The following is a 21,423-nucleotide window of genomic DNA, read 5'->3' as shown; positions in this document are numbered from 1 at the left end:
TAAGTCTGTACACCTATAAAAAAACCATCTCTCCTAATAAAATAGAGATGGTTTTTTTTCAATAAACTTAGGAACGTTACTTTATAGCACAATACTTAGTGATTAACTTCTTTAATTTTAATACTGTAGGATTCGTCTCATTTTGCCGCCATATAATAGCAGTAGGGATGTAAATCTCTGATTCTCCAAATGGTACTATTTCTAAATCATCTGTTGATTGGGAACATCCAGACTGCGGGGCGAGTCCGATTCCCGGTCCATGTTTCACCATCTTAAGAAGTGTAAGAACCGTTTCTGCATGTCCGATGATATTAGGCTTTATCTTATTCTCTTCAAACCTCTGCACAATTTGTGAGAATGCACTATGGGTAGTACTTCCACGGATTAAAACCAATGGCCTCCCCTTTAAATCATTTGGTAAAATTTTTTTCTTTGAACTTAATGGATCATCTTTACGAAGAACAACTCGAATAGGATCGTTTCCTAGAATAGAGTAATTAAGTTCTGTATTATGTATAGGTAAACGAGTAATTCCCAAATGGGCCTCTCCACTTTGGACTAATGAAACGATGGTTTTGGAATGGCCTTCTTTAATTGAAAAATGAATATTTATGTTTTCGCTCCATATCTGTGTCAATGTCTCGCAAATAGGAGCGGAGAAAATTGGTAAAGTAGCTAACGTAATATTTCCCATAACCAGTTTTTGAGGATCTGATAAATAGCCGAGAAGTTCATGATATTGACGAAGGATAGGGGTTACCTTTTGTAATAGGAGTTTTCCTTCTTCAGTCAAGGTTACTCCTTTTTTATGCCTTTCAAATAACATGACCCCTAAGTTATTCTCCATATTTAGAATTTGCTGGCTAAGTGGTGGCTGGGACATGTTTAATTCCTTAGCAGCCTTTGTAATATTACCTAACCTTGCCACTGCTTCAAAATACTTAAAATTTCTAAAGTCCATTTGCTCCCACCTCGTTTATTTGTGTATTTCGAATTTTCAGAATGACATAACCATAGTTTATTTGATAATTTACTCAATTATCATATGTTGGGGATATGATAATAATATTAGAAATATATTGTACATTTGTAAAGTGTTTGTTTATCATGAAATAAAGGATTATGAATTATCTGACAAGTAGGAGAGAGCTTTTTAGAAATATCTGTAGGATCCTTGCTGATTATTTTTTCTTCTGCTTTAGATAATCATGCTTTTATTCTCATTTGCTCTTGTAAAAGATACAAGCGCTTACATCAAGAGGATGCCCTAAATTAATTTAAAAGGAGGTGCTGCAAAACTTTGGAGGTAAGAATTTTACTAAATAGGCGAGGAGGAAAATTATGATTTTTTCTTCAGATGTAAGAAAAGACCCTGAAGTAGGAAAAAACCAATGGAAAAGTTTATGGACATCTTTTGCAGGTTGGTGCATGGATTCAATGGATGCAATGCTTTTGGCTCTTGTTATTCCTCTTTTATTAACAGAATGGAATATGTCAACCGGGGAAGCAGGTCTTATTAGTTCTGCCACATTAGTAGGAATGATGGTAGGAGGAATTAGCTTTGGCATCTTAGGTGATTATTTTGGCAGAGTAAAAATGTTAACATTCACTGTCATCTTTTTTTCCATTTTTACTGGTATTTCAGCTTTTGCACAAGATCCATTGCAGCTTGGAATTATTCGATTTTTCGTTGGATTTGGATTAGGAGGAGAATGGGGGCTTGGAGCCTCACTCATTTCCGAATATTGGCCGAAAAAGCATAGGGCAAAGGCAACTTCACTTGTTCATAGTGGTTATCCTGTGGGGTATGCTATTGCATCATTACTTGGATTCTTAATTTTACCTGCATTTGGATGGAGGGCTCTGTTCCTAATAGGTATATTACCTGCCTTCATTATATTATTTTTTAGAAAAGGATTAAAGGAACCGCCAAATTGGAAGAAAGAAACAAAAGATGTTCAGAAAGAAAAAAGTACCTTTACCCTTTTGATGCTTTTTAAAGATGGTTATGCAAAACGAACGATATTGGCAAGTATACTTATGCTGTTTAATTTAGGTGCATACTGGGCTGCTTCGTCTTGGATACCCACTTTTTTAGTGAAAAGTCATCATTTGCCGGTTGGGATGGCAAGTTGGTTTTTAATAGTTTTAAATATTGGTGCGGTGTTTGGTCACCAAGTTGGTGGATATTTATCGGATAAATACTCTAGAAAGCTCACCTTATTGCTAGGACAATCTCTGTCAATCGTCCTCATTTTCGCCTATATGCTCATTCAAAATGTAACCTTGCTTTTTCTAGTAGGAATCCTATTTGGTTTTGTTATTTATGGATATTGGGGAACATTCGGTGCTTATCTAGGAGAATTATATCCTGCCCACTTAAGAGCAACTGGAGTTGGACTTACATTTAATATAGGAAGGATAGGAGGGGCTTTTGCACCCACTATTGTAGGATTTATGGCAGAAAATATGCAGCTAAGCACTGCAGTATTAATCTTTGGATCCATTTGTTATGTATTTGGAATCATATTTACTGTTCTAAATAAAACAGAACATATCGCATCCGAATATTCTAATGATGAAGCTATTATGGATATTTAAAAAAATACTATTTTTTGCCTTAATTATCTAAGAAACTTTCAGTAAAAAGGAGATTCATCTATGCAATATGTGAATACTGTCACTGGTAGATTAAGTATTTCAGAACTTGGTAGTACATTAATACATGAACATTTGCGGATTTGTTCTGAAGCAGTACTCGTTCAGTTTCCTCATATTTATGATGAAGAAAAAGAATTTAAGAATGCAGTAGAACAAGTAAACAGGGTAAAGATGCAGGGGATCAAGACAATTTGTGACCCAACAGTCATGGGGCTTGGAAGAGATGTTCAATTTATGGAAAAGGTTGCCCTTGAAACAGAGATGCAGATTATCTGTGCAACAGGGATTTACACATTTAACGATATTCCACAACATTTTCAAAATAGGGATATTGATTATATGGCACAACTTTTTGTCAGAGACATAGAAGTTGGTATTCAAAATACTTCTATAAAAGCAGGATTTCTGAAATGTGCAACAGACGAACAGGGATTTACCCCAGATGTTGAAAAAGTCATACGAGCTGTGGCACGGGCCCATAAAGTAACGGGTGTACCTATTATGACTCACTCACATCCACAAAGTATGAATGGAATTAGGCAGTTAGAAATTTTAATGGAAGAAGGTGTTGCACCTAATTCTATTCTCATTGGACATACTGGAGACACAGATAACTTGGAATATATATTAAAAGTTCTATCTTATGGAGCATTTATTGGTATGGATCGTTATGGAATAACGGCCAGAATGTCATCTGAAAAACGAAATGCAACCGTTATTGAATTGGTGAAGCAGGGTTTTTCTAATAGAATGTTTTTATCCCAGGATTACTGCTGCTCTACGGATTGGTTTCCGGAAAGCGAAAAGAAAAAAAGGCCCAAGTGGTCAATGTCCTATATTATGGATGAAATTGTACCTGAATTAATTGAACTAGGAGTCACTGAAGCACAGATTAAAGATATGATGCTTTTGAATGTACAGAGATGGTTTAAAGGCAGTGATGAAATCTGATCAGCTTTAGGAAAATAATTGTCTTCAGGCAGTAAGAAAATTGTGGGGGAGTGGGAAGGTAATGAAAATAATGAAATTGAAAAAGCTCTTTTGGGCATTGGGGTTGATCTCTATCATACTAGCAGGCTGTAACTCCAATCAAACCTCAGAATCTACTCAAGCAAATTCAAAGTCTGCATCTACTGAAACAAAACTTGATTTTCCTAAAAAATCCATTAATCTAATCGTTCCTTTCGCTGCTGGCGGCAGTACGGATACAGTAGGTAGAGCGATTGCAGAATCAGCCCAAAAATACATTGGAAAATCAATGGTTGTAGTGAACCGGGCGGGGGCCAGCGGAACGATTGGAGCATCTGAAACAGCAAATGCAGCTGGAGATGGATATACTGTCGGCCTTGTTACCGGTACAACACTTACGATGCAGCCACTAGTAAAACAATTAAATTACAACATGGATGATTTTAAATTTATCTCAAGTGTTGTATATAATCCATTACTATTGGTTGTAGATGGCAAGAGTAAAATCAATTCTGTTCAGGATCTCATTAACGAATCAAAAGGAAAAACACTGAAAGTTGGACATCCTGGAGTAGGTACAGTAAATGATTTGGCACATACCGCCTTTTTTAACGCTGCAGGCATCAAAACATCCAATGTCCCATTTAAGGCAAATAATGAATCCATTGCCGCAATTATTGGGGGACATATTGATATTGCAGCAGTACATCCAATGGAATCAGCAGAGTACATTAAAAATGGACAGTTAAAGGTGCTGGGTATCTTTACACCTGAACGACTCGATCTATTTCCCGATGTTCCAACTATTGCAGAGGAGCTGGAAAAAGCCGGAATTGATTTTGAATTTAAAGATCACGACTTCTCAGCTTGGTATTACTTAGCAGTTCCTAAAGACACACCTGATGAAATTGTGACATATTTACAAGAAAATATGAAAAAAGTTTTAGCGGATCCTGATTTCAAAAAAAATGCGGAAACATTAAAAATGACAGTGAAAGCTATAGAAGGTGAAGAAATTAAAACCCAATTGAATGGGATGAAGGAAGTAAATCAAAAGATGATTGACAAATTTGGTGTTGGAAAACAATAAAAATATTGTTTGAATGTTATCGATTAGTTGATTCAAACCGGAATATGATCAATTTATATTATTTTGGATAGGCAGGTGGTAATCATTTGAGTAACAAATTGATAACAAACATAACGAATGCCGGATTATTTTTGTTTTGTATAGTGTATTTAATTTATTCCTTCAGAATATCTTTTGGCAGTGCTGGCATGCCAGGACCTGGATTTTTACCTACTACTCTCGGAGTAATAGGTACTCTTTTATCTTTTGGATTTTTGGTAAAAGGCTTCTTTATTAAAAAGATAGAGAAATTGGAGGATTTCACCAAACGGGGCATTCTCCGATTTGCTGGTTATGTCCTAAGCATCGTCATATTTTTACTAACCTATAAAACTATTGGGATCATTATGTTATTTCTGTTAATTGTTAGTCTAGCTAAGATCTCTGGTCTCCGCAGATGGATTTCTTCTATTTTATTTGCAGGCATTTTCACAACAATTGTTTACTTTCTATTTACTTTTCTTCAAATTCCATTCCCTTCTGGGATCTTTTAAGGGAGGAACTAAATAAGTATGGATGCACTTGCTAACTTAGCAAATGGTTTAATGTCTGCTCTCTCATTAGAAATGTTACTTGTATGTTTTTTGGGGGTATTGGTCGGGCAAATTACAGGGGTTCTGCCGGGAATTGGGCCAACTGGTGCCATGGCCATTCTATTGCCTTTAAGTTTTGGGATGGGGCCGGGAGCAGGACTTATCATGCTCGCAGGTATTTATTATGGAGCGATGTATGGGGGTTCTATTACTTCTATTCTTGTTAATTTACCAGGTGAAGCAGCCTCTCTAGTTACTACACTTGATGGATATCAAATGGCAAGAAAAGGCCGGGCCGGAGCTGCTTTATCGATAGCTGCAATAGGTTCTTGGATTGCTGGCACGCTTGCTATAGTTGGACTTATGTTTTTTGCACCTTTGTTAGCAAATGCGGCACTCGCTTTCGGTCCCCCGGAATTCTTTGCATTAGGCGTATTTGGATTAATTATCTTAAGTAATTTAACTGGAGGCTCTTTTGGAAAGTCATTTTTGATGGTGATCATTGGATTAATGTTAAGCACGGTTGGAGTTGATTTAGTAACCGGTGAAGACCGCTTAACCTTTAATGTGCTGGAACTGTCTAAAGGAATCGATTTAGTACCAGTCGTAATGGGGTTGTTTGGTCTTGCTGAAATTTTTTCAGTTGCCCTTACACCTTATCAAAACAATAAAATGATAAAAATAAAACTCAAGGAGATGTATCCCAATAAACAAGAAACAAAAAGGTCAATATGGCCTATTATAAGAGGTACCTTTGTTGGATTTCCAATGGGATTACTTCCTGGACCAGCTGGATTTATGTCCACACTAATTTCTTATAGGCTGGAAAAAAGGCTCTCTAGACACCCAGAGGAATTTGGAAAAGGAGCGATTGAAGGTGTAGCGGGACCGGAATCTGCCAATAATGCTGCATCAACAAGTGCAATGATTCCATTTTTAGCATTAGGTTTCCCCTTTTCGCCACCAACTGCTTTATTGCTTGGAGGATTACTAATTCACGGAATAACCCCCGGACCAATGTTTATTTCACAACATGGTGATTTATTTTGGTTAGTAGTAGCAAGTATGTATATTGGGAATGTCATGCTGCTAATTTTAAATCTTCCTCTTGTAGGAGTATTTGCCTCCTTAACTAAAGTACCAATTAAAATCCTTATGCCAATTATTACTGGCATTATGTTTATTGGAGCCTATAGTATTAATAATAGCATTTTTGATTTATGGATTATGTTTGTATTTGGAGTAGTTGGTTTTATCATGAAGTATTGTGATTATGAACCTGCACCGTTAGTGGTCGGATTGGTGTTAGGACAAATGTTTGAAGAAGGTCTCCGTCAAGGGTTAATAATGACGGAAGGAAGTTTCCTTATGTTCTTTGAAAGACCAATCACAGCCATTTTATTAGGAATATCAATCTTAATTGTACTATGGAACGTTTTTAAAAGGTTTTTACCCTTTAAAAAGGCTTCTTTAACCGATGAACAAGAGGATGCTGGTATTAAAACATAATAGACTAAAAACTTAGTGTGTTGAAATAGCTAAACAAGGGGGTCCCACAGGCAAAAGTGGGACCCCTATTAACGTAATTTTGACATAACTATGGACGCATACATTTAGGTGTTTTTTAGAGGCCTTAATGAGGACCTTTTAAAAGAGATATCTGCAGGTTTAAGGATACATCTGTTTCTTTGCCGTAAAGAACCCGTTCAATGAAAAAGCCAGTCCATAAATAAATGTGGACTGGCTTTCACTATGATTAATAAAAACTCTTAAATGAATCAAAATGTGCTTTGTAATATACATTATCCAGACTTGAGATAATGACACCTTGATCGGCGGCGTGAATAAATTGATTGTTGCCGATATAGAAGCCAAGGTGGGAGATGCCTTTTTTATAGGTATTTTCAAAAAAGACTAGATCGCCAATCTTCGGCTTGTCCACGTAATAGCTCCGGCTGTAGTAGCCTTCCGCAGAAGTACGTGGAACGGACTTGCCAGCTTTGTTGGCAACATAATAGATAAATCCGCTGCAATCGAAACCTGAAGGACTGCTGCCGCCCCAGGTATATGGAGTGCCCATTAAGCTTTTCGCAACCGAAACCAAATTCGAACCTGAAAAGGAATTCGAATTCGAAATGGATTCTGTCTTAATGGAAGTAACAGGCTGTTTCGCGCTAGCTTGGCCAGGCACTTTCAGTTTTTGTCCGGCATAAATTAAATGGGACGAAAGATTATTCAGCCTTTTCACTTCCGAAACGGTTGAATCAAACTGAGCGGCAATTTTGCCGAGTGTATCACCGCTTTTAATGACATAATCAGTTGTTGCTGCTGGCTTAGAGGCTGCCGCTGGTTTTGCTGAAACTGCAGGCTTAGCGGTTACAGCTGGTTTTGCTTGTGCTGCTGGTTTTGAAGTCACTGCCGGCTTCACTTGCGCTTTTCCCGGCACCTTCAGTGTCTGTCCAGGAAAAATCAAGTCAGACTTAAGATGGTTAAGAGACTTTAATTGTGCAACGGTTGTGCCAACATTCTTAGCAATCTTACCCAGGTAGTCGCCGCTTTTGATGGTATATGTGGCTGTTCCGGTTGATGCTGCTGGTTTCTGTGCCGTGGTGGTTGCAGCCGGCTTCGATGCCGCTGGTTTCACGTTTTCAGTTTTAAACGCAGCTCCTGCACTGCCTGAAACCTTTAGCTTCTGTCCAACATAAATCATGTCGCTGCCAAGATTGTTCCACTTTTTAAGTTCACCAACGGTCACATGAAAACGATTGGCAATCTTAATTAGCGCATCACCTTTGACAACAGTATAGGCAGTTGACGTTGATGATTGGGTGTTTTTAACAGCAGTGGAAACCTGAAGCGGCTGATTGATGTGGATAAGATCTGATGTTAAGCCATTAAGTTTTTTTAGGTTAGCAACACTTGTATGATATTGGCTGGCAATCTTTGATAAAGTATCGCCTTTTTTTACATGATATGTATCCGCGTGCGCCGTCCCAGCATACACAATAGAAAAAAACGCAGCTGTCGACAGCGTCCGAACGATTGTTTTCTTCACTTGACAAATCACCTCTAATTCTTCTGTTTTTCTCATAATTTTACCATAGATTGCTAGGTTTTGTAGGAAAGATTTTCATAAAAATGAAAATTATTCTGAGGTTTTTGTAGAATGATCGTGATGTGCCTTTCGAAATAGACTTAAATCGACGAAGTTCACAAAATTTCTACAAATTTCAAATGGTAATTGATTTACAATCGCCTATCCTTATAGTAAAATATGTAATTATGAAAATATAGGAGGATCCTTGAATTGAAAAAGGAGGAAATAAAACTCAGCCCGGACAATGCTCTGTTTTTCGAAATTGTAAAAAAGGCATATGAAAAGGGCCGGAATAACAAAGAAGTAACACTCGAAGAAATCATGGAAGAATTAAAAACAGATTTGCGGAATTTAATGATTGGCTAAATATAAATAGGAAAGGCTGCCGGAATTGAAATCGGCAGCCTTTTCATATTTTAATGGAAAACTTTATAATCCCCTTAGATGTTGGGGGAAGACAGAAAACTAAGCTCTTCCCCAAATCCGATTGATCCATTTTTCAAAGAGCCCAACCGCTTTATCGAGAAGCAGCCCGGCAACACCAATAAAGATAATCCCAGCCATGACTAAATCAAGCCGCAGGCTATTCCTTGAATCGACAATCAAATATCCCAGACCGGACTGTGTTCCTACCATCTCGCCAGCTACAAGAAAGATCCACGCCGTCCCCACCGCAATATGAAGTCCACTTGCGATATAGGGAAAGGCCGCTGGAAAGATAATCTTACGTAATAACTGAAACCCTTTCATTTCAAAATTTTGGGCTACCTTCAAGTAGGTGCTATCGACTTTTCTCACAGCAGCAACAGTAGGGACTAATACGGGAAAAAAGGCCGCGATAAAAATAATCACGATGGCTGGCATATTCCCAATGCCAAACCATAGGACAATAAAAGGTGACCATGCAATCGGAGAAACCGGCCGTAACACTTGGACGATTGGGTCGATCACGCCCCATAATGCAGGAATTCTGCCAAAAATAAGTCCTAAGAGAACAGCGCATATCACTGCCGAAAGATATCCAGCCAAAAAGCGGAGGATACTCACTTTAAAATGTTCGAATAGGGTCCCATCTTTAATCAGTTCAATGATTCCATGCCATACTTGTAATGGGGCTGGAAAAAGGGCGGCATCAAAACCTCCAATGACAATCAATAATTGCCAAACGGCAATGACAATAATGATACTGATGACGATATTGACAATGGTTTTAAACTTTAGCATTTTTTCACATCGCTTTTTCTAGAGATTCATAGAAAGCCCAATCCATAGATTATGGATTGGCTTTATCAATAAGAGAAGAATCGACAAAATCTTTATAGGATGGAGGATTTTCTAGTAATTTCATCTCTACAAGGCTTTTGGTTAAGTCATTGTAGTCTTTTTCGTGAATTTTTAAATCATCGTAACCAATCCATTGAAGAGATAAATCCAAGACTTTTGGATCCACTTTCATGTATTTGGATGACATTTCACGCATAGCTTTATCCTTTAATTCAGCTGTTTCCCCAGCTTTTACATAATAATCGACAAACTTTTCCGCGATTGATTTCTCTTTTTCGATGAACTCACCGCGCAATACTAAAGCACAGTCAATGGAGTTTTTCCAAACATCTTTGTCCTGGAAAAGGACTTTTCCTTTATCAATCGCGACAGAAGCGGCTCCAAAAGGTTCAGCAACCACATATCCAGCAATTCTCCCTTCTGATAAGGCTGCTGGCATTTCAGCCGGCGGCATCTCAACTGGGGTGATGTCATCGTATTTAAGTCCATTTTGCTTAAGCATTTGATAAAGCAAAATATTATGGGTGGAGAATTTGTGCGGGATGGCAAAGCGTTTCCCTTTTAAGTCTTTGACACTATCAATATCTTTCCCTACAACAAGGACATTCCCGTCCCGGTGTCCTAGTGCTACTGCTTTTAAGTCAATACCTTGTTCTTTCGCCTTCATCGCCAAGGTAACCAGCATCGATGCTCCATCAATTTTGCCCGTATTCAAGGCATCGGCCAGCTCAGGCCATGAACCAAATTTGACAAGTTCTAAATTGAAATCTTTATATTTTTCCTGTTCCTTTTCAATATATAATGGAACGGCATGGGTAATCGGTAAATACCCAATCTTAATCGTCCTTTTCCCGTCTTTGGTCTTGCCGGAAGCAGCATCACTTGATCCGCAGGCAGCCAGAGTAAATAATAAGACGGCTGTTAGAACGAAAGAAATCCCCGACTTCAACATCTTTTTCATCATCATTCTCCTCTATTAAATATTAAATTCTAGTGGTGCGTCTGCACGGTTAAAATGAAATTCTTTAAAAATGATACTGCGGTAATATTGAAAATCACTATGGCTCCGGTCCCTCGGCTTGGAAAGAGCAATTTTCAACTCTTTATGGATACGTCCAGGATTGGGATGCATGATAAAAATTCGGTCAGACAAATAAATCGCTTCGTCAATATCATGGGTGACTAACATCATGGTGGTCTTTTCCTGCTCCTGGATGCGAAGGAGTTCATTCTGTAAATGATAGCGATTAAACGTATCCAGAGCCGCAAATGGCTCGTCCATTAAAATGAGCTCCGGTTCCATCGCGAGTGCCCTGGCAATACCCACTCTCTGCTGCATTCCACCTGAAAGTTCATGTGGAAAAAGGTTTTCCTTTCCTTCTAATCCAACCAATTGTATATAGTGTAAGGCCTTTTCCTTCTTTTCAGCAGCAGGAAGCTTTACTTCCTCCAGGCCTAATTCCACATTTTTAAGAACAGACCGCCAAGGCAGGAGGCCATAATTTTGAAAAAGCATAATACATTTTCGAGTCGGCTTTTCAACCGGTTTGCCATCGAGTAACACGCTGCCGCTGTCAGCCTTTTCAAACCCAGCAATAATATTTAATAACGTACTTTTACCACAGCCGCTCTCTCCTAATAGGGAGATGATTTCCCCTTGATGAATCGTAAATGAAATATCTCCTAACACTTCAACGGTCTGTTTCTTATTAGGAAAACTTTTATACAATTTTTCAACTTGGATCATCTGAGGATTTTGACTATTCATTTACACACCTCTTTTTTCATTCAACATTTTCCTTATTAAAAAAATAATTCATATAAGAATACTATGTTTTATGGTTGTAAGTTATTTTATTATACTTTGTTCATTTTTTCAACAGTGAATTAGGAATTTTCTAAAGGTTTAATGGAGGCTTCTAAAAGAAGGACGAATTCAATCGTTGCATTTGTCTAAATGCCATTCAGTTAATCTCAAACGGCCAGAATGAAAACTAAGCTAGAGTGCCCGGAATTTGGCTGGATTCAGGAAAGCAGTGAAAGAAGGGGGAAGACTGAACCGAGAAGTTTTCAGTTGGTTCAGTCTTTTAAAGGTGTATTGTTTTTGGATGTGTTCTCCTGATTCATTAACTTAACCACCTGCTCCTTAGGACTCCAGCAATTAAATTTATAGTTGGTCTTCGTTTCATACCCCAGCCGGCTGCAAAAATAACTCATGCCCTCTGGTTTCTTCTCCGCACGAAAATGCCGGCATGTCGCACAGCAATGGAAATCCTTCATCAGCATCCCCCTTTATGGTTTATATATCTATTTTACAATGTTTGGTTAAACTAGAGTAAAAGATTTGGAACTTTTTAATAAGCGAAGTCATCGGAAGGACAAAAAATATACCTTTTCGGTTAATGGGAACAGGCCTAGCTGCCCGAACGGGTGTGTCGAAAGGGAATACGGTCACTTAGAAGGAGTCTAGCTGCCCGAATGGGTGAGTTGAAAGGGAATACGGTCACTTAGAACGGGTCTAGCTGCCCGAACGATGGGGTAGAAAGGGAATTCGGTCACATAGAATGGGTCTAGCTGCCCGAATGGATGTGTCGAAAGGGAATAGGGTCATTTAGAACAGGTCTAGCTGCCCGAATGGATGTGTCGAAAGGGAATACGGTCATTTAGAACAGGTCTAGCTGCCCGAACGGATGGGTTGAAAAGCAATTCGGTCATCTAGAAGGAGTCTACTTGCCCGAAATGGATAGATTTCCCCAATTTCGGTAAGTAAGAGTGGTTCTAGATATCAATATTCAAGTAATCCTACGTTATATCTGCGGGTTAAGGCAATATATCTGCGATTTTGGGTGATTTATCTGCAACTTTGTCATATATATCTGCGATTTCAACCAATATATCTGCAACTCCAACAATTTGATTCATTTTGACTAATAAATCAAAAGTCCCCCAGTAATATTGAGTTTTTGTAAATACTTTGTAAAGTTTTTGATAGAAGGAAAGAGTGATAGGCCAAAAGGTGTATATTATTCCTAAAAATAGTAAGGGAAAGGGATCTGTATGTTCAGGTTAAGAAAAATACATCTAAAATGGCCGTTTCGTTCAATCAGAACCTCTATGGGGATGAAATTATGGGGAAGTTACTTCATTATTATTCTATTATTTACTTTCAGTACGCTGGCTGCTTATCAAAATAATAAACAGCTGAATGATCAAATACATAATATTGGAAATGATAAACTGCCGAAACTTGAGGTAATCGCGAACTTAAAAGAAGAGGTCAGCAATGTCAGTATGTTAGTTACCCAGCATGCAAGTGAGCTGGAGACAGACAATAAGTCGAAAATAGCCTCCAATTTACGCGGGGAGATTCGAAAAGTCAAAGCAGATATAGCGCAAATGGGAAAATACCCTTCCAGTCAAGCAGATCAAAAGTTGATTGCGAACTTTAAGAATAATTTTAATCAATACTCTGATGCCATTCCAAAGTTTGTGGCCAATTCAATCACCGGGAATAATGAAGCCATAAAAAAACAAATGGATGTATTGAACCCGCTTAGGGAAAATACCATCACCACCTTAAATCAGCTTCAAAGCGGCATTCAAAAAGACAGTCAAACTATTATCAAGGAGTCAGAGAATCATTCTTCCCGTACCATCCAGCAAATGGTCCTTGTCTCTCTGCTTGTCACACTATTTAGTATCCTTGTGGGATTTTTCATTACAAAAATGATTAGAAAAGCAGTTGAAGGGGTCGCCAAAAATGTGAACACGACCACCCATTCAATTTTGGAAATCAAGAAGGCGATAGACCAAAATGTACATAGTTCAGGAAGCTTAGACCATTCCATGAATACGGCTCATAAATCGGTAAGTGATATGGTGGCGTCGATTCAATCAGTTGCCGACAAAACCAATCAAACGGCATCTGATGTGGATGAAATCTCTGCAGCGGTGGAAGAGATGAGCACGTCCATCGCCTTGGTGGCAACAGGTGCAGACAAACTGGATGTTTCGGCCGAAATAGCGGCGGCATCAATCCAGCAAATGACAGCATCCATCGAACAGGCAGCGGCAAATGCAGAGGACTCGAGTGCAAGTGTGGAACAAATATCGGCTGCGATTGAGGAAATGAGTACATCGATTAAGCAAGTAAGTGAACAGGCCAATGGGCTTACCAATTTGGCTGGCGAAGCTGAGGTCACAGTGGGAGAAATGGTTACCTCGATTAAGCAGGTTGCCGACAGTACACAGACGATTAACCAATTGAGCAATTCTGTAAAGGCAGATGCGTTCGAAGGGGCAAACTCCTTAAACGAAACCGTGAACGGCATGAAGGAAATCTCCCAGACAATTGCCTATGCCAATCATATAATGGATAGTCTCGGAAAACGGTCCAAAGAGATTGGCAGCATCATAGAGGTAATTGATGAGGTCGCCAAACAAACGAACCTTTTAGCCCTTAATGCTGCAATCGAAGCGGCACATGCTGGTGAACATGGAAAAGGATTCGCCGTTGTCGCAGATGAAGTGAGAAAACTAGCAGAGCGTTCTGTAAAAGCCACACAAGAAATCACGGATGTCATCGAGAAAATCCAGTCTGAAATTGAAACGGCTGTTAACTCTATTGAAGACGGTGCCTTAAAAGTGCGTGTCGGGAACGAACTGGTTGGAAAAACGAATACGGCCATACACAAAATTACAAATGGAATCGAAAGAGTATCAGATGAAATAGAGCAGGTGGCCAAGGCGGCGGAGGAACAAACGAAAAGCAGTGAATTTTTCTCGAAATCCGTTGAAAATGTATCCAGTCAAGCTGCGGTTTTAAAGCATTCAGCAAAAGAGCAATCCATTACAGCGGGTGAGATTTTTAAAGGAATCACGCAAATCAAAGAGATGATTCAACAAATTACCATGGCAGCGGCTGAACAGGCGAGTGGCAGCTCCTCCATTATCGATGTGGTCAAACAGGTCACCGACCAATCGCTCACCATGAAAGCAGCAACCAGGGAACAGGCACTCACCTCCGAAGAAATTGTTTTAAATATTAACAACATGAAGAAAATGATTCAACAAATCATGATTGAAACCAATGACCAGGCTAAATATGGACAGGACATCAAACTCGAGGTAGAAAATGTCCTGAAACAAACAGAAGGACTCAATCAGAGTATGGAAATCCAAAGCACAGAGGCAGAAGAAGTAGTAAATGCGGTGGCAAAGGTAAATGCACAGATTGAAAAAATAAAGTAATAGGGCAGGGCGGCTTTATCTGTGTTTGAGGAGGAAAAACTGGTACAGAGGGCAGAAGGCTGAGCTCTATCAGCCTTCTAAATTGAAAAAATGGCAAACAGAAGGCAGATAACTGAATTCTATCAGCCTTTTGAATTGAAAAAATAGCCAAAAGAGGGTAGATAGCCGAACTCTATTGGCACTCTGAATTAAAAAATAGCAAACAGAGGCAGATAACCGAGCTTTATCACCCCTCTGCAGCTCCCAAGCCATCTAAAAACAGAAATATCTGCGGGTTGAGGCAATTTATCTGCGACTTTTCAATTATATCTGCGACTTTGCCCCATATATCTGCGACTTTTCAAATATATCTGCGACTTTGCCCCATATATCTGAGACTCTCAAATATATCTGCGAGTTGCCCCAATATATCTGCGATTTTTCAATTATATCTGCAATTTCCCAAAATAGATCTGCAACTTGAATAAAATCTCCCTATTGGTTTTCCCTCCACAAACACGGTAGAATAAGAATCAACCAAATCCCACACAAAAGGAGGATAGACCGATGCCGACACAGATTGCTTTTTTTGGGCCACAAGCGATAGTAGAGCAGGCACAGGAGTATACGAAAGACATGCCGGATATTTTGCTGATTCCCTTCATTTATAAGAAACCGGAAGAGGTCGTCGATCATCTCGACCAGGCTTTCTATTGTGATGTCATGCTTTTTTCCGGACTGCTTCCCTATTATTTCGCACACGCACAAAGCTCATTAGATGCCTATAAAAAGCCCTGTCTCTATATGCCGATTAATGAATACATGCTGACGATTTCCCTTTTCCAGCTGCTGTATCATGAGGGGGTGCCGCTTGAGCGGATTTCGATTGATTTGCCGGACCGGTCGATCCTCTTGCAATGCTTGAATGACCTTAACCTGAATCCAGAGCATGTATCCATCATTGATTATCCCTTAATTTTCAACAAAGAACTGTCCCACTTTTCCACCAGCAAGATTGTAACCCATCATGAGAAACTGTATTTGGAAGAAAAAGTGGATATCACCTTAACTAGTATTCATGCAGTATATGATGCCTTAAAGGCAAGAGGGATTCCCTGCAGGAAAATGGTGGACCCGAAGAAGAATATCGTAGAATCCATTGAAGAGGCGGTTGTCCAGGCCAAAATCTATCAAGCCAAGCAGTCCCAGATGGCGGTGGGTTATATTTTACTAGAATCAGAGAACCTGACAGACAACCTGATCCAGGAAGTGATCGCTTATTTTGACGCGGAATTTGAATGTTCCGCCCAATATCTTGATGACGGGCTATTTATTTTTTACAGCACGAGGGGAAAAGTCGAGAAAGCGACCCATCATTTCCAGCTGTTCCCCCGCCAGCATTTTTTGAAAAAGAAACTCAAGCTGGGCATCGGATTGGGGCTTACTTCCAAAGAAGCGAAGCGCAATGCCAAGGTGGCGTTATCAAGGACGGAAAAGTACGCGAGCCAAAATATTGCCTTCATTGTCACGGATAACGAAACCATCATTGGTCCGCTGGGGGAGAAAGAGAACAAAGAATACCGGTTAAACAGTTATGATAAAAAGGTTCAAGAACTGGCGAAAAAGGTGGGAATCAGTGTGGCGAAGTTCAATCAGTTTGCCTCGTTCGTCAACAGCCTCCCTATGAACCAGTTTACAACAGAAGATTTGGCAGAGAATTTTGCCGTGACCCGACGTTCGGCGGAAAGGCTGTTGAAAAAGCTGATTGATCAACACCTTGTTGTAAAAATCGGCGAGGAACAGTTATACGAACATGGAAGGCCGCGGTCCATTTATACGTTTCAATTAAAATAGCTCCCAGATGGCGGGAGCTATTTTTTTAGGCTGCATTAACTAGCGGTATGACCCCTGCTGATGAAGAAAACTTTATATTGACAGCCAATATGAGTATACTTATAATTATTTTAAAATTCTAAAATTACGACACATTATGACAAAAGAGAAAGGAGTCCAACCACTAAAACCGACACATTACCGACACACCCACACAAAAAACTACTCAAAAAGGAGAGAACCACATGTCATCCAATTTAGATACTGTAACCACAGGAGTTCCGCAACGGAAAAAGTGGAAAGTCCCGCATGTATTTGTCATTTTATTTGCCGTTATTATTATTGCCGCAATCAGCACTTATTTTATTCCTGCGGGGGAGTATGACCGGGTGGAACAGGATGGGCGGACCATTGTAGTGGATGGCAGCTATCATGTTGTCGACAGTTCCCCTACTTCTTTTCTAGCTATCTTTGAATCTATTCATAAAGGAATGGTCTCATCCGCCAGCATTATTTTTTATATTTTTATCGTCGGCGGAACATTTGGCATTCTTAGGGCGACCGGTGCAATTGAAGGGGCGGTGCATACCATCTCCCACAAGCTGGAGGGGAAAGAGCATTTTCTGATCCCGGTTCTAATGACGTTCTTTGCTCTTGGCGGTGCCATGCTGGGTCTTGCTGAAGAAACGATTCCATACATCACGATTATCGTGCCATTAGTGATTATGCTTGGATTTGACTCGATGGTAGGGGCGGCCATTGTGCTCCTCGGAACATCAGCCGGGTTTACCGCAGCCTTCATGAATCCTTTTACTGTCGGAGTGGCGCAAGGAATTGCCGAGCTGCCGATTTTCTCAGGCCTGCAATTGCGGATTATCTTCTGGGCCATCTTTTTAGCCATCAGCATTTGGTATGTGATGCGCTATGCGAAAAAAATAAAAGCCAACCCGGAACGCAGTCTTGTCCATGAAGAAAGCAAAGCCGTACTGAGCAATTTAGGAACACAGGAAAAAGTGGAATTTACCCGCTCCCATAAAGCATCGTTTACTATTCTTCTTTTGGCACTGATTACACTGGCCATTGGGGTTATAAAGTTTGGCTGGTACCTGCCAGAGATTTCAGGTTTGTTCATTATTATGGGAATTGCCATCGGCTTGGTTTCCAAAATGTCATTCAGCCAAATGGCAGAAGCCTTTATTAATGGCTGTTCGGTCCTTGTCTTAGGGGCGCTCGTTGTCGGCGTTGCCTACGGAATTTTAACCGTTCTTCAAGAGGGCAAGGTGATGGATACGATTCTTCATGGCCTCGCCGGTGCCGTCGGGTCATTGCCATCCCAGTTAGCAGCTCTTGGTATGTACATTGTCCAATGTATGATTAACTATATTGTTCCATCTGGAAGCGGCCAGGCTGCTTTAACGATGCCGATTATGGCGCCGCTGTCAGATTTGGTGGGCGTCTCAAGACAAACGGCTGTCTTAGCGTTCCAATTTGGAGACGGGATTTCCAATGTCTTCACACCGACATCTGGTTACTTCATGGCAGGGTTAGCACTGGCGGGAATCTCCTGGACAAAATGGGTCAAATGGATTTGGCCGCTCATTGTCATTCACTATGCTCTAGGTGCAGTTTTTGTAACCATTGCCCATTTGATCGGTTTCCATTGATGAAAAGGGAGGGGAAAAACAATGGATTGGTCAAATCTAGAGGAAAAAATGGTCAGTTACCGCCGCCATTTCCATCAATATCCGGAGATTTCTCATGAAGAGGTAAAGACAAGGGAATTTATCAAAAGGGAACTGGAATCACTCGGATTAAAGCCATTTTCATTTACGGGAAAAGATGTGGTCGTCGACCTTAAAGGAGCCAACCCTGGAAAAATGGCAGCCATCCGGGCCGATATGGATGCACTGCCAGTGGAAGAAGAAACGGGACTTCCGTTTGCTTCAAAAAATAAAGGGACGATGCATGCCTGCGGTCATGACGGTCATATGGCCATTTTGCTCGGGCTGGTTCAATTTTTCAAAGAACGCCAGCATGAACTGAAAGGGACCATCCGGTTTATTTTCCAGCATGCAGAGGAAACCGTTCCTGGCGGTGCCAATGAAATTGTAGCGAATGGGGGACTGGAGGGAGTAGATGCTATTTTCGGATGTCACCTCTGGCAGCCGCTCCCGCTAGGAACCATTGGCGTCAGGAAAGGACCGGTCATGGCCGGGGCGGATAAGTTCACCATCCGCATTTTCGGAAAAGGCGGCCATGGTTCAATGCCAAATGAAACGGTGGACCCAACCTTAATTGCGTCCCTTGCGATCGTGCAGATTCATACAATTATCAGCCGGTCACTGCATCCGCTGGAACAGGCAGTTGTCAGTATCGGCGAACTGAAATCAGGCACCACCTATAATGTCATCCCAGACAGTGCGACATTATCCGGAACGGTCCGGCAATTCAGCCCAGAGGTTTCGAAACAGATTCATAAACGTCTGGATGACATTTTGCACGGACTCTGCATTTCTTACAATGCGAAATATGAATTGAACTATACATACGGGGATTCAGCTGTGGTCAACGATGCGGAACTATATGTATTAATGAAGGGAAAAGCAGCAGACCTGTTTGGTGAGGACAAGGTGATTGAAATTAAACCACAGCTTGGCAGTGAGGATTTTTCCTATTATACAAACTGCATTCCAGGGATGTATACCTTTATCGGGGTGGGGAAAGAAGACGTTCCATACGGCCATCACCATCCAAAGTTTGATATTGATGAAAGCATGCTGGTGCCGGCGGTTAAATTGCTGTCGGGAGCCGTAATCGATTTTTTACATAAGGGGGAAGCGTCTTGAAAATAACATCTGCTACGGTTTACGGAATTCGACTTCCTTTTATTGAACCGTTCATTATCAGCTATCATACCTATAAAGATATGCCGTCGGTCATTCTCGAATTGCACACGGATGAAGGTATCACCGGGTACGGGGAGGCTACACCTGATGAGCATGTAACAGGCGAGACCTTTGACGGTGTGATCGCGGTATTAACGGAATTTTTAATACCGGCTGTCATTGGCGAGGACCCGTTCAACATAGAAGCCATTCATGAAAAAATGGATAAGCTGCTGTATGAGAATCCCTCCGCCAAAGCAGCGGTGGATATTGCCTGTTATGATTTAATGGGAAAAAAAGCAGAACTGCCTGTCTACTATTTATTGGGCGGCAGATTCCATAACCAGCTGGACGTGCCAAAGGTGTTAAGCATTTTAGAGCCGGAAGTCATGGCACAGCAGGCAAAGGCAGCGAAAGAAGAGGGGTATTCCTCGATTAAACTGAAGGTAGGAACGGATGCCAAAAAAGATGTGGAGCGGATCCATGCCGTCCGTTCAGCAGTCGGACCAGATTTCCCGATCCGCGTCGATGCCAATCAAGGCTGGCAGACGGTATCAGAGGCGCTTTCGGTTATTCGAAAAATAGAGGATTGCGGGATTGACTGGATGGAACAGCCTGTAGTGGCCCATGATATTGATGCTCTAGCAGAGGTAAGAGCAAAAACAACAATCCCAATCATGATTGACGAAGGACTTCACAGTTTAAAAGAAATGCGGGAGGTCATCGCGAAAAAAGCTGCTGACAAAATCAATATTAAATTGATGAAATGCGGCGGACTGTACCGCGGAAGTCAGCTGGTCCATATCGCAGAAATGGCCGGCATCACCTGCCAAGTCGGCTCAATGGTAGAATCCTCGATTGCCACTGCAGCAGGACTGCATTTAACAACAGCGAAGAAAGCTATTCAAAGTCATGAACTGGTCGGACCTTTGATGTTCTCGAAGGATATCGCTCAATTGCCATTTACGAAAAATGCTATTGCCCTTTCGGATAAGCCTGGACTGGGAATTGAGATTGATAAGGATGCATTAGAAGAAATTACCTGCAGGAAAATGGAAATAAAGTAATAGCCAAGGGCGCCGGGAATGAAGAAGCCGGCGCCCTTGTAAGATGAACAGCTCCGATTAAAGATAAAGACCTCAATTAAAGGCAGTCGAGCAGCTCAAAATAACATCATTAGGCACTTTTAGTTACCCCAGCAGCCATCTAATTTGGAAATTGAACAATATATCTGCGGGTTAAAGGAACTTATCTGCGAGTTGTAAATTTATTATATATCTTATAAGTAATGATCAAGGTCTGAACAAAATAAAAAGGTTTACTGTAAAAACTACTCATACAGTAAACCTCCACTATATTGTTTGGATACCTATTTCCCTAAGATTTTAGTAACTGTTCAATCCGATTCACTCGCATATCGGTTTTAGCCTGCTTTTCGGCTAAATAATCAACATCAAATTTAAACGATTTTAATATTTCAGTATGGGAATTTACTGTTTTTTCTATTCGATCTACTTTGCTCTCGAGACGATCAAATTTATCTTCAAGCCCATCAAATCTTTTTTCTAGTCCATCAAATCTCTTTTCCAGACCAACAACCCCATTTTCAAGTCCAACAATCCTTTCTTCCAGACCTTCAACTTTTTCTTTAACCTGGTTTATCTCATTCATAACTTTCTTATTAGATTCCCTAACTTCTTGTAAAATCTGTTGAAACATTTCATTTTGGTCCATTCATTAACCACTCCTTTTAAAAACTTTTAACCAATCCTATATGCGATTTAAAGAAAGTTAGGTTTAAAT

Annotated in this window: 18 protein-coding genes; 11 read left to right on the top strand and 7 right to left on the bottom strand. The window is 40.4% G+C overall.

Annotation, left to right across the window (positions count from 1 at the left end; genetic code table 11):
- Positions 1-76: 76 nt before the first annotated feature.
- Complete coding sequence (locus M3183_RS15055) at positions 77-961, bottom strand: LysR family transcriptional regulator (RefSeq protein WP_251470932.1); 885 nt, start codon at positions 959-961, stop codon at positions 77-79.
- A 380-nt stretch (positions 962-1,341) separates the two neighbouring features.
- On the opposite strand from M3183_RS15055, the gene M3183_RS15050 reads away from it, so the two are divergent.
- The 5 genes from M3183_RS15050 to M3183_RS15030 all read left to right on the top strand — a co-directional run bounded on the left by M3183_RS15050 (position 1,342) and on the right by M3183_RS15030 (position 6,801).
- Positions 1,342-2,601 (top strand): MFS transporter, encoded by a 1,260-nt coding sequence (locus M3183_RS15050; protein WP_251470931.1) that lies wholly within the window; start codon positions 1,342-1,344, stop codon positions 2,599-2,601.
- A 60-nt stretch (positions 2,602-2,661) separates the two neighbouring features.
- The gene (locus M3183_RS15045; protein ID WP_251470930.1) at positions 2,662-3,612 is read left to right on the top strand and encodes a phosphotriesterase family protein; all 951 of its coding nucleotides are present in this window, start codon (positions 2,662-2,664) and stop codon (positions 3,610-3,612) included.
- 61 nt (positions 3,613-3,673) lie between these two features.
- Positions 3,674-4,720, top strand: coding sequence for a tripartite tricarboxylate transporter substrate binding protein (locus M3183_RS15040; RefSeq protein ID WP_251470929.1), 1,047 nt, complete (start codon positions 3,674-3,676; stop codon positions 4,718-4,720).
- Positions 4,721-4,806: 86 nt separating this feature from the next.
- Entirely contained in the window at positions 4,807-5,253 is a 447-nt protein-coding gene (locus M3183_RS15035) for a tripartite tricarboxylate transporter TctB family protein (RefSeq protein WP_251470927.1), read from the top strand.
- A gap of 18 nt (positions 5,254-5,271) precedes the next feature.
- Complete coding sequence (locus M3183_RS15030) at positions 5,272-6,801, top strand: tripartite tricarboxylate transporter permease (protein WP_251470925.1); 1,530 nt, start codon at positions 5,272-5,274, stop codon at positions 6,799-6,801.
- 247 nt (positions 6,802-7,048) lie between these two features.
- Here the strand turns inward: M3183_RS15030 and M3183_RS15025 are convergent, their stop codons facing one another.
- Positions 7,049-8,347, bottom strand: coding sequence for a C40 family peptidase (locus M3183_RS15025; protein ID WP_251470923.1), 1,299 nt, complete (start codon positions 8,345-8,347; stop codon positions 7,049-7,051).
- A 252-nt stretch (positions 8,348-8,599) separates the two neighbouring features.
- On the opposite strand from M3183_RS15025, the gene M3183_RS15020 reads away from it, so the two are divergent.
- The gene (locus tag M3183_RS15020; RefSeq protein ID WP_251470922.1) at positions 8,600-8,755 is read left to right on the top strand and encodes a hypothetical protein; all 156 of its coding nucleotides are present in this window, start codon (positions 8,600-8,602) and stop codon (positions 8,753-8,755) included.
- 99 nt (positions 8,756-8,854) lie between these two features.
- On the opposite strand, the gene M3183_RS15015 is transcribed toward M3183_RS15020, so the two are convergent.
- The 4 genes from M3183_RS15015 to M3183_RS15000 form a co-directional block, all read right to left on the bottom strand.
- Positions 8,855-9,613: an ABC transporter permease gene (locus M3183_RS15015; RefSeq protein ID WP_251470921.1), complete on the bottom strand. Its 759-nt coding sequence runs from the start codon at positions 9,611-9,613 to the stop codon at positions 8,855-8,857.
- Between the two features lie 49 nt (positions 9,614-9,662).
- A complete protein-coding gene (locus M3183_RS15010) occupies positions 9,663-10,634 on the bottom strand; it encodes an ABC transporter substrate-binding protein (RefSeq protein ID WP_251470920.1) in 972 nt (323 codons plus the stop codon).
- A 15-nt stretch (positions 10,635-10,649) separates the two neighbouring features.
- Positions 10,650-11,441: an ABC transporter ATP-binding protein gene (locus M3183_RS15005; RefSeq protein WP_251470919.1), complete on the bottom strand. Its 792-nt coding sequence runs from the start codon at positions 11,439-11,441 to the stop codon at positions 10,650-10,652.
- A gap of 311 nt (positions 11,442-11,752) precedes the next feature.
- Entirely contained in the window at positions 11,753-11,953 is a 201-nt protein-coding gene (locus M3183_RS15000; protein WP_251470918.1) for a hypothetical protein, read from the bottom strand.
- 777 nt (positions 11,954-12,730) lie between these two features.
- On the opposite strand from M3183_RS15000, the gene M3183_RS14995 reads away from it, so the two are divergent.
- The 5 genes from M3183_RS14995 (at position 12,731) to M3183_RS14975 (ending at position 20,687) form a co-directional block, all read left to right on the top strand.
- Positions 12,731-14,923 carry a methyl-accepting chemotaxis protein gene (locus M3183_RS14995; RefSeq protein ID WP_251470917.1) on the top strand — a complete coding sequence of 731 codons (2,193 nt, stop codon included), beginning with the start codon at positions 12,731-12,733 and terminating at the stop codon, positions 14,921-14,923.
- A gap of 546 nt (positions 14,924-15,469) precedes the next feature.
- A complete protein-coding gene (locus tag M3183_RS14990; RefSeq protein ID WP_251470916.1) occupies positions 15,470-16,756 on the top strand; it encodes a hypothetical protein in 1,287 nt (428 codons plus the stop codon).
- A 224-nt stretch (positions 16,757-16,980) separates the two neighbouring features.
- Positions 16,981-18,399 carry a YfcC family protein gene (locus M3183_RS14985; RefSeq protein WP_251470914.1) on the top strand — a complete coding sequence of 473 codons (1,419 nt, stop codon included), beginning with the start codon at positions 16,981-16,983 and terminating at the stop codon, positions 18,397-18,399.
- Positions 18,400-18,420: 21 nt separating this feature from the next.
- A complete protein-coding gene (locus tag M3183_RS14980; protein ID WP_251470913.1) occupies positions 18,421-19,581 on the top strand; it encodes a M20 metallopeptidase family protein in 1,161 nt (386 codons plus the stop codon).
- Complete coding sequence (locus M3183_RS14975) at positions 19,578-20,687, top strand: mandelate racemase/muconate lactonizing enzyme family protein (RefSeq protein WP_251470911.1); 1,110 nt, start codon at positions 19,578-19,580, stop codon at positions 20,685-20,687. The genes M3183_RS14980 and M3183_RS14975 overlap by 4 nt, the downstream gene beginning before the upstream one ends.
- 310 nt (positions 20,688-20,997) lie before the next feature.
- Here the strand turns inward: M3183_RS14975 and M3183_RS14970 are convergent, their stop codons facing one another.
- Positions 20,998-21,354 (bottom strand): hypothetical protein, encoded by a 357-nt coding sequence (locus M3183_RS14970; RefSeq protein ID WP_251470909.1) that lies wholly within the window; start codon positions 21,352-21,354, stop codon positions 20,998-21,000.
- Positions 21,355-21,423 lie beyond the last annotated feature (69 nt).

It is taken from the genome of Neobacillus mesonae (genome assembly GCF_023715155.1).
In the GTDB taxonomy this organism is placed as follows: domain Bacteria; phylum Bacillota; class Bacilli; order Bacillales; family Cytobacillaceae; genus Neobacillus; species Neobacillus mesonae_A.
This window is presented reverse-complemented; position numbering and strand designations above follow the sequence as displayed.

Bases quoted from the DNA above. Each gene is read 5' to 3' on its own strand.
- M3183_RS15055 (WP_251470932.1), bottom strand. From the start codon at position 961: ATGGACTTTAGAAATTTTAAGTATTTTGAAGCAGTGGCAAGGTTAGGT.
- M3183_RS15050 (WP_251470931.1), top strand. From the start codon at position 1,342: ATGATTTTTTCTTCAGATGTAAGAAAAGACCCTGAAGTAGGAAAAAAC.
- M3183_RS15005 (WP_251470919.1), bottom strand. From the start codon at position 11,441: ATGAATAGTCAAAATCCTCAGATGATCCAAGTTGAAAAATTGTATAAA.
- M3183_RS15000 (WP_251470918.1), bottom strand. From the start codon at position 11,953: ATGAAGGATTTCCATTGCTGTGCGACATGCCGGCATTTTCGTGCGGAG.
- M3183_RS14995 (WP_251470917.1), top strand. From the start codon at position 12,731: ATGTTCAGGTTAAGAAAAATACATCTAAAATGGCCGTTTCGTTCAATC.
- M3183_RS15010 (WP_251470920.1), bottom strand. From the start codon at position 10,634: ATGAAAAAGATGTTGAAGTCGGGGATTTCTTTCGTTCTAACAGCCGTC.
- M3183_RS15040 (WP_251470929.1), top strand. From the start codon at position 3,674: ATGAAAATAATGAAATTGAAAAAGCTCTTTTGGGCATTGGGGTTGATC.
- M3183_RS14970 (WP_251470909.1), bottom strand. From the start codon at position 21,354: ATGGACCAAAATGAAATGTTTCAACAGATTTTACAAGAAGTTAGGGAA.
- M3183_RS15015 (WP_251470921.1), bottom strand. From the start codon at position 9,613: ATGCTAAAGTTTAAAACCATTGTCAATATCGTCATCAGTATCATTATT.
- M3183_RS15030 (WP_251470925.1), top strand. From the start codon at position 5,272: ATGGATGCACTTGCTAACTTAGCAAATGGTTTAATGTCTGCTCTCTCA.
- M3183_RS14990 (WP_251470916.1), top strand. From the start codon at position 15,470: ATGCCGACACAGATTGCTTTTTTTGGGCCACAAGCGATAGTAGAGCAG.
- M3183_RS14980 (WP_251470913.1), top strand. From the start codon at position 18,421: ATGGATTGGTCAAATCTAGAGGAAAAAATGGTCAGTTACCGCCGCCAT.
- M3183_RS14985 (WP_251470914.1), top strand. From the start codon at position 16,981: ATGTCATCCAATTTAGATACTGTAACCACAGGAGTTCCGCAACGGAAA.
- M3183_RS15045 (WP_251470930.1), top strand. From the start codon at position 2,662: ATGCAATATGTGAATACTGTCACTGGTAGATTAAGTATTTCAGAACTT.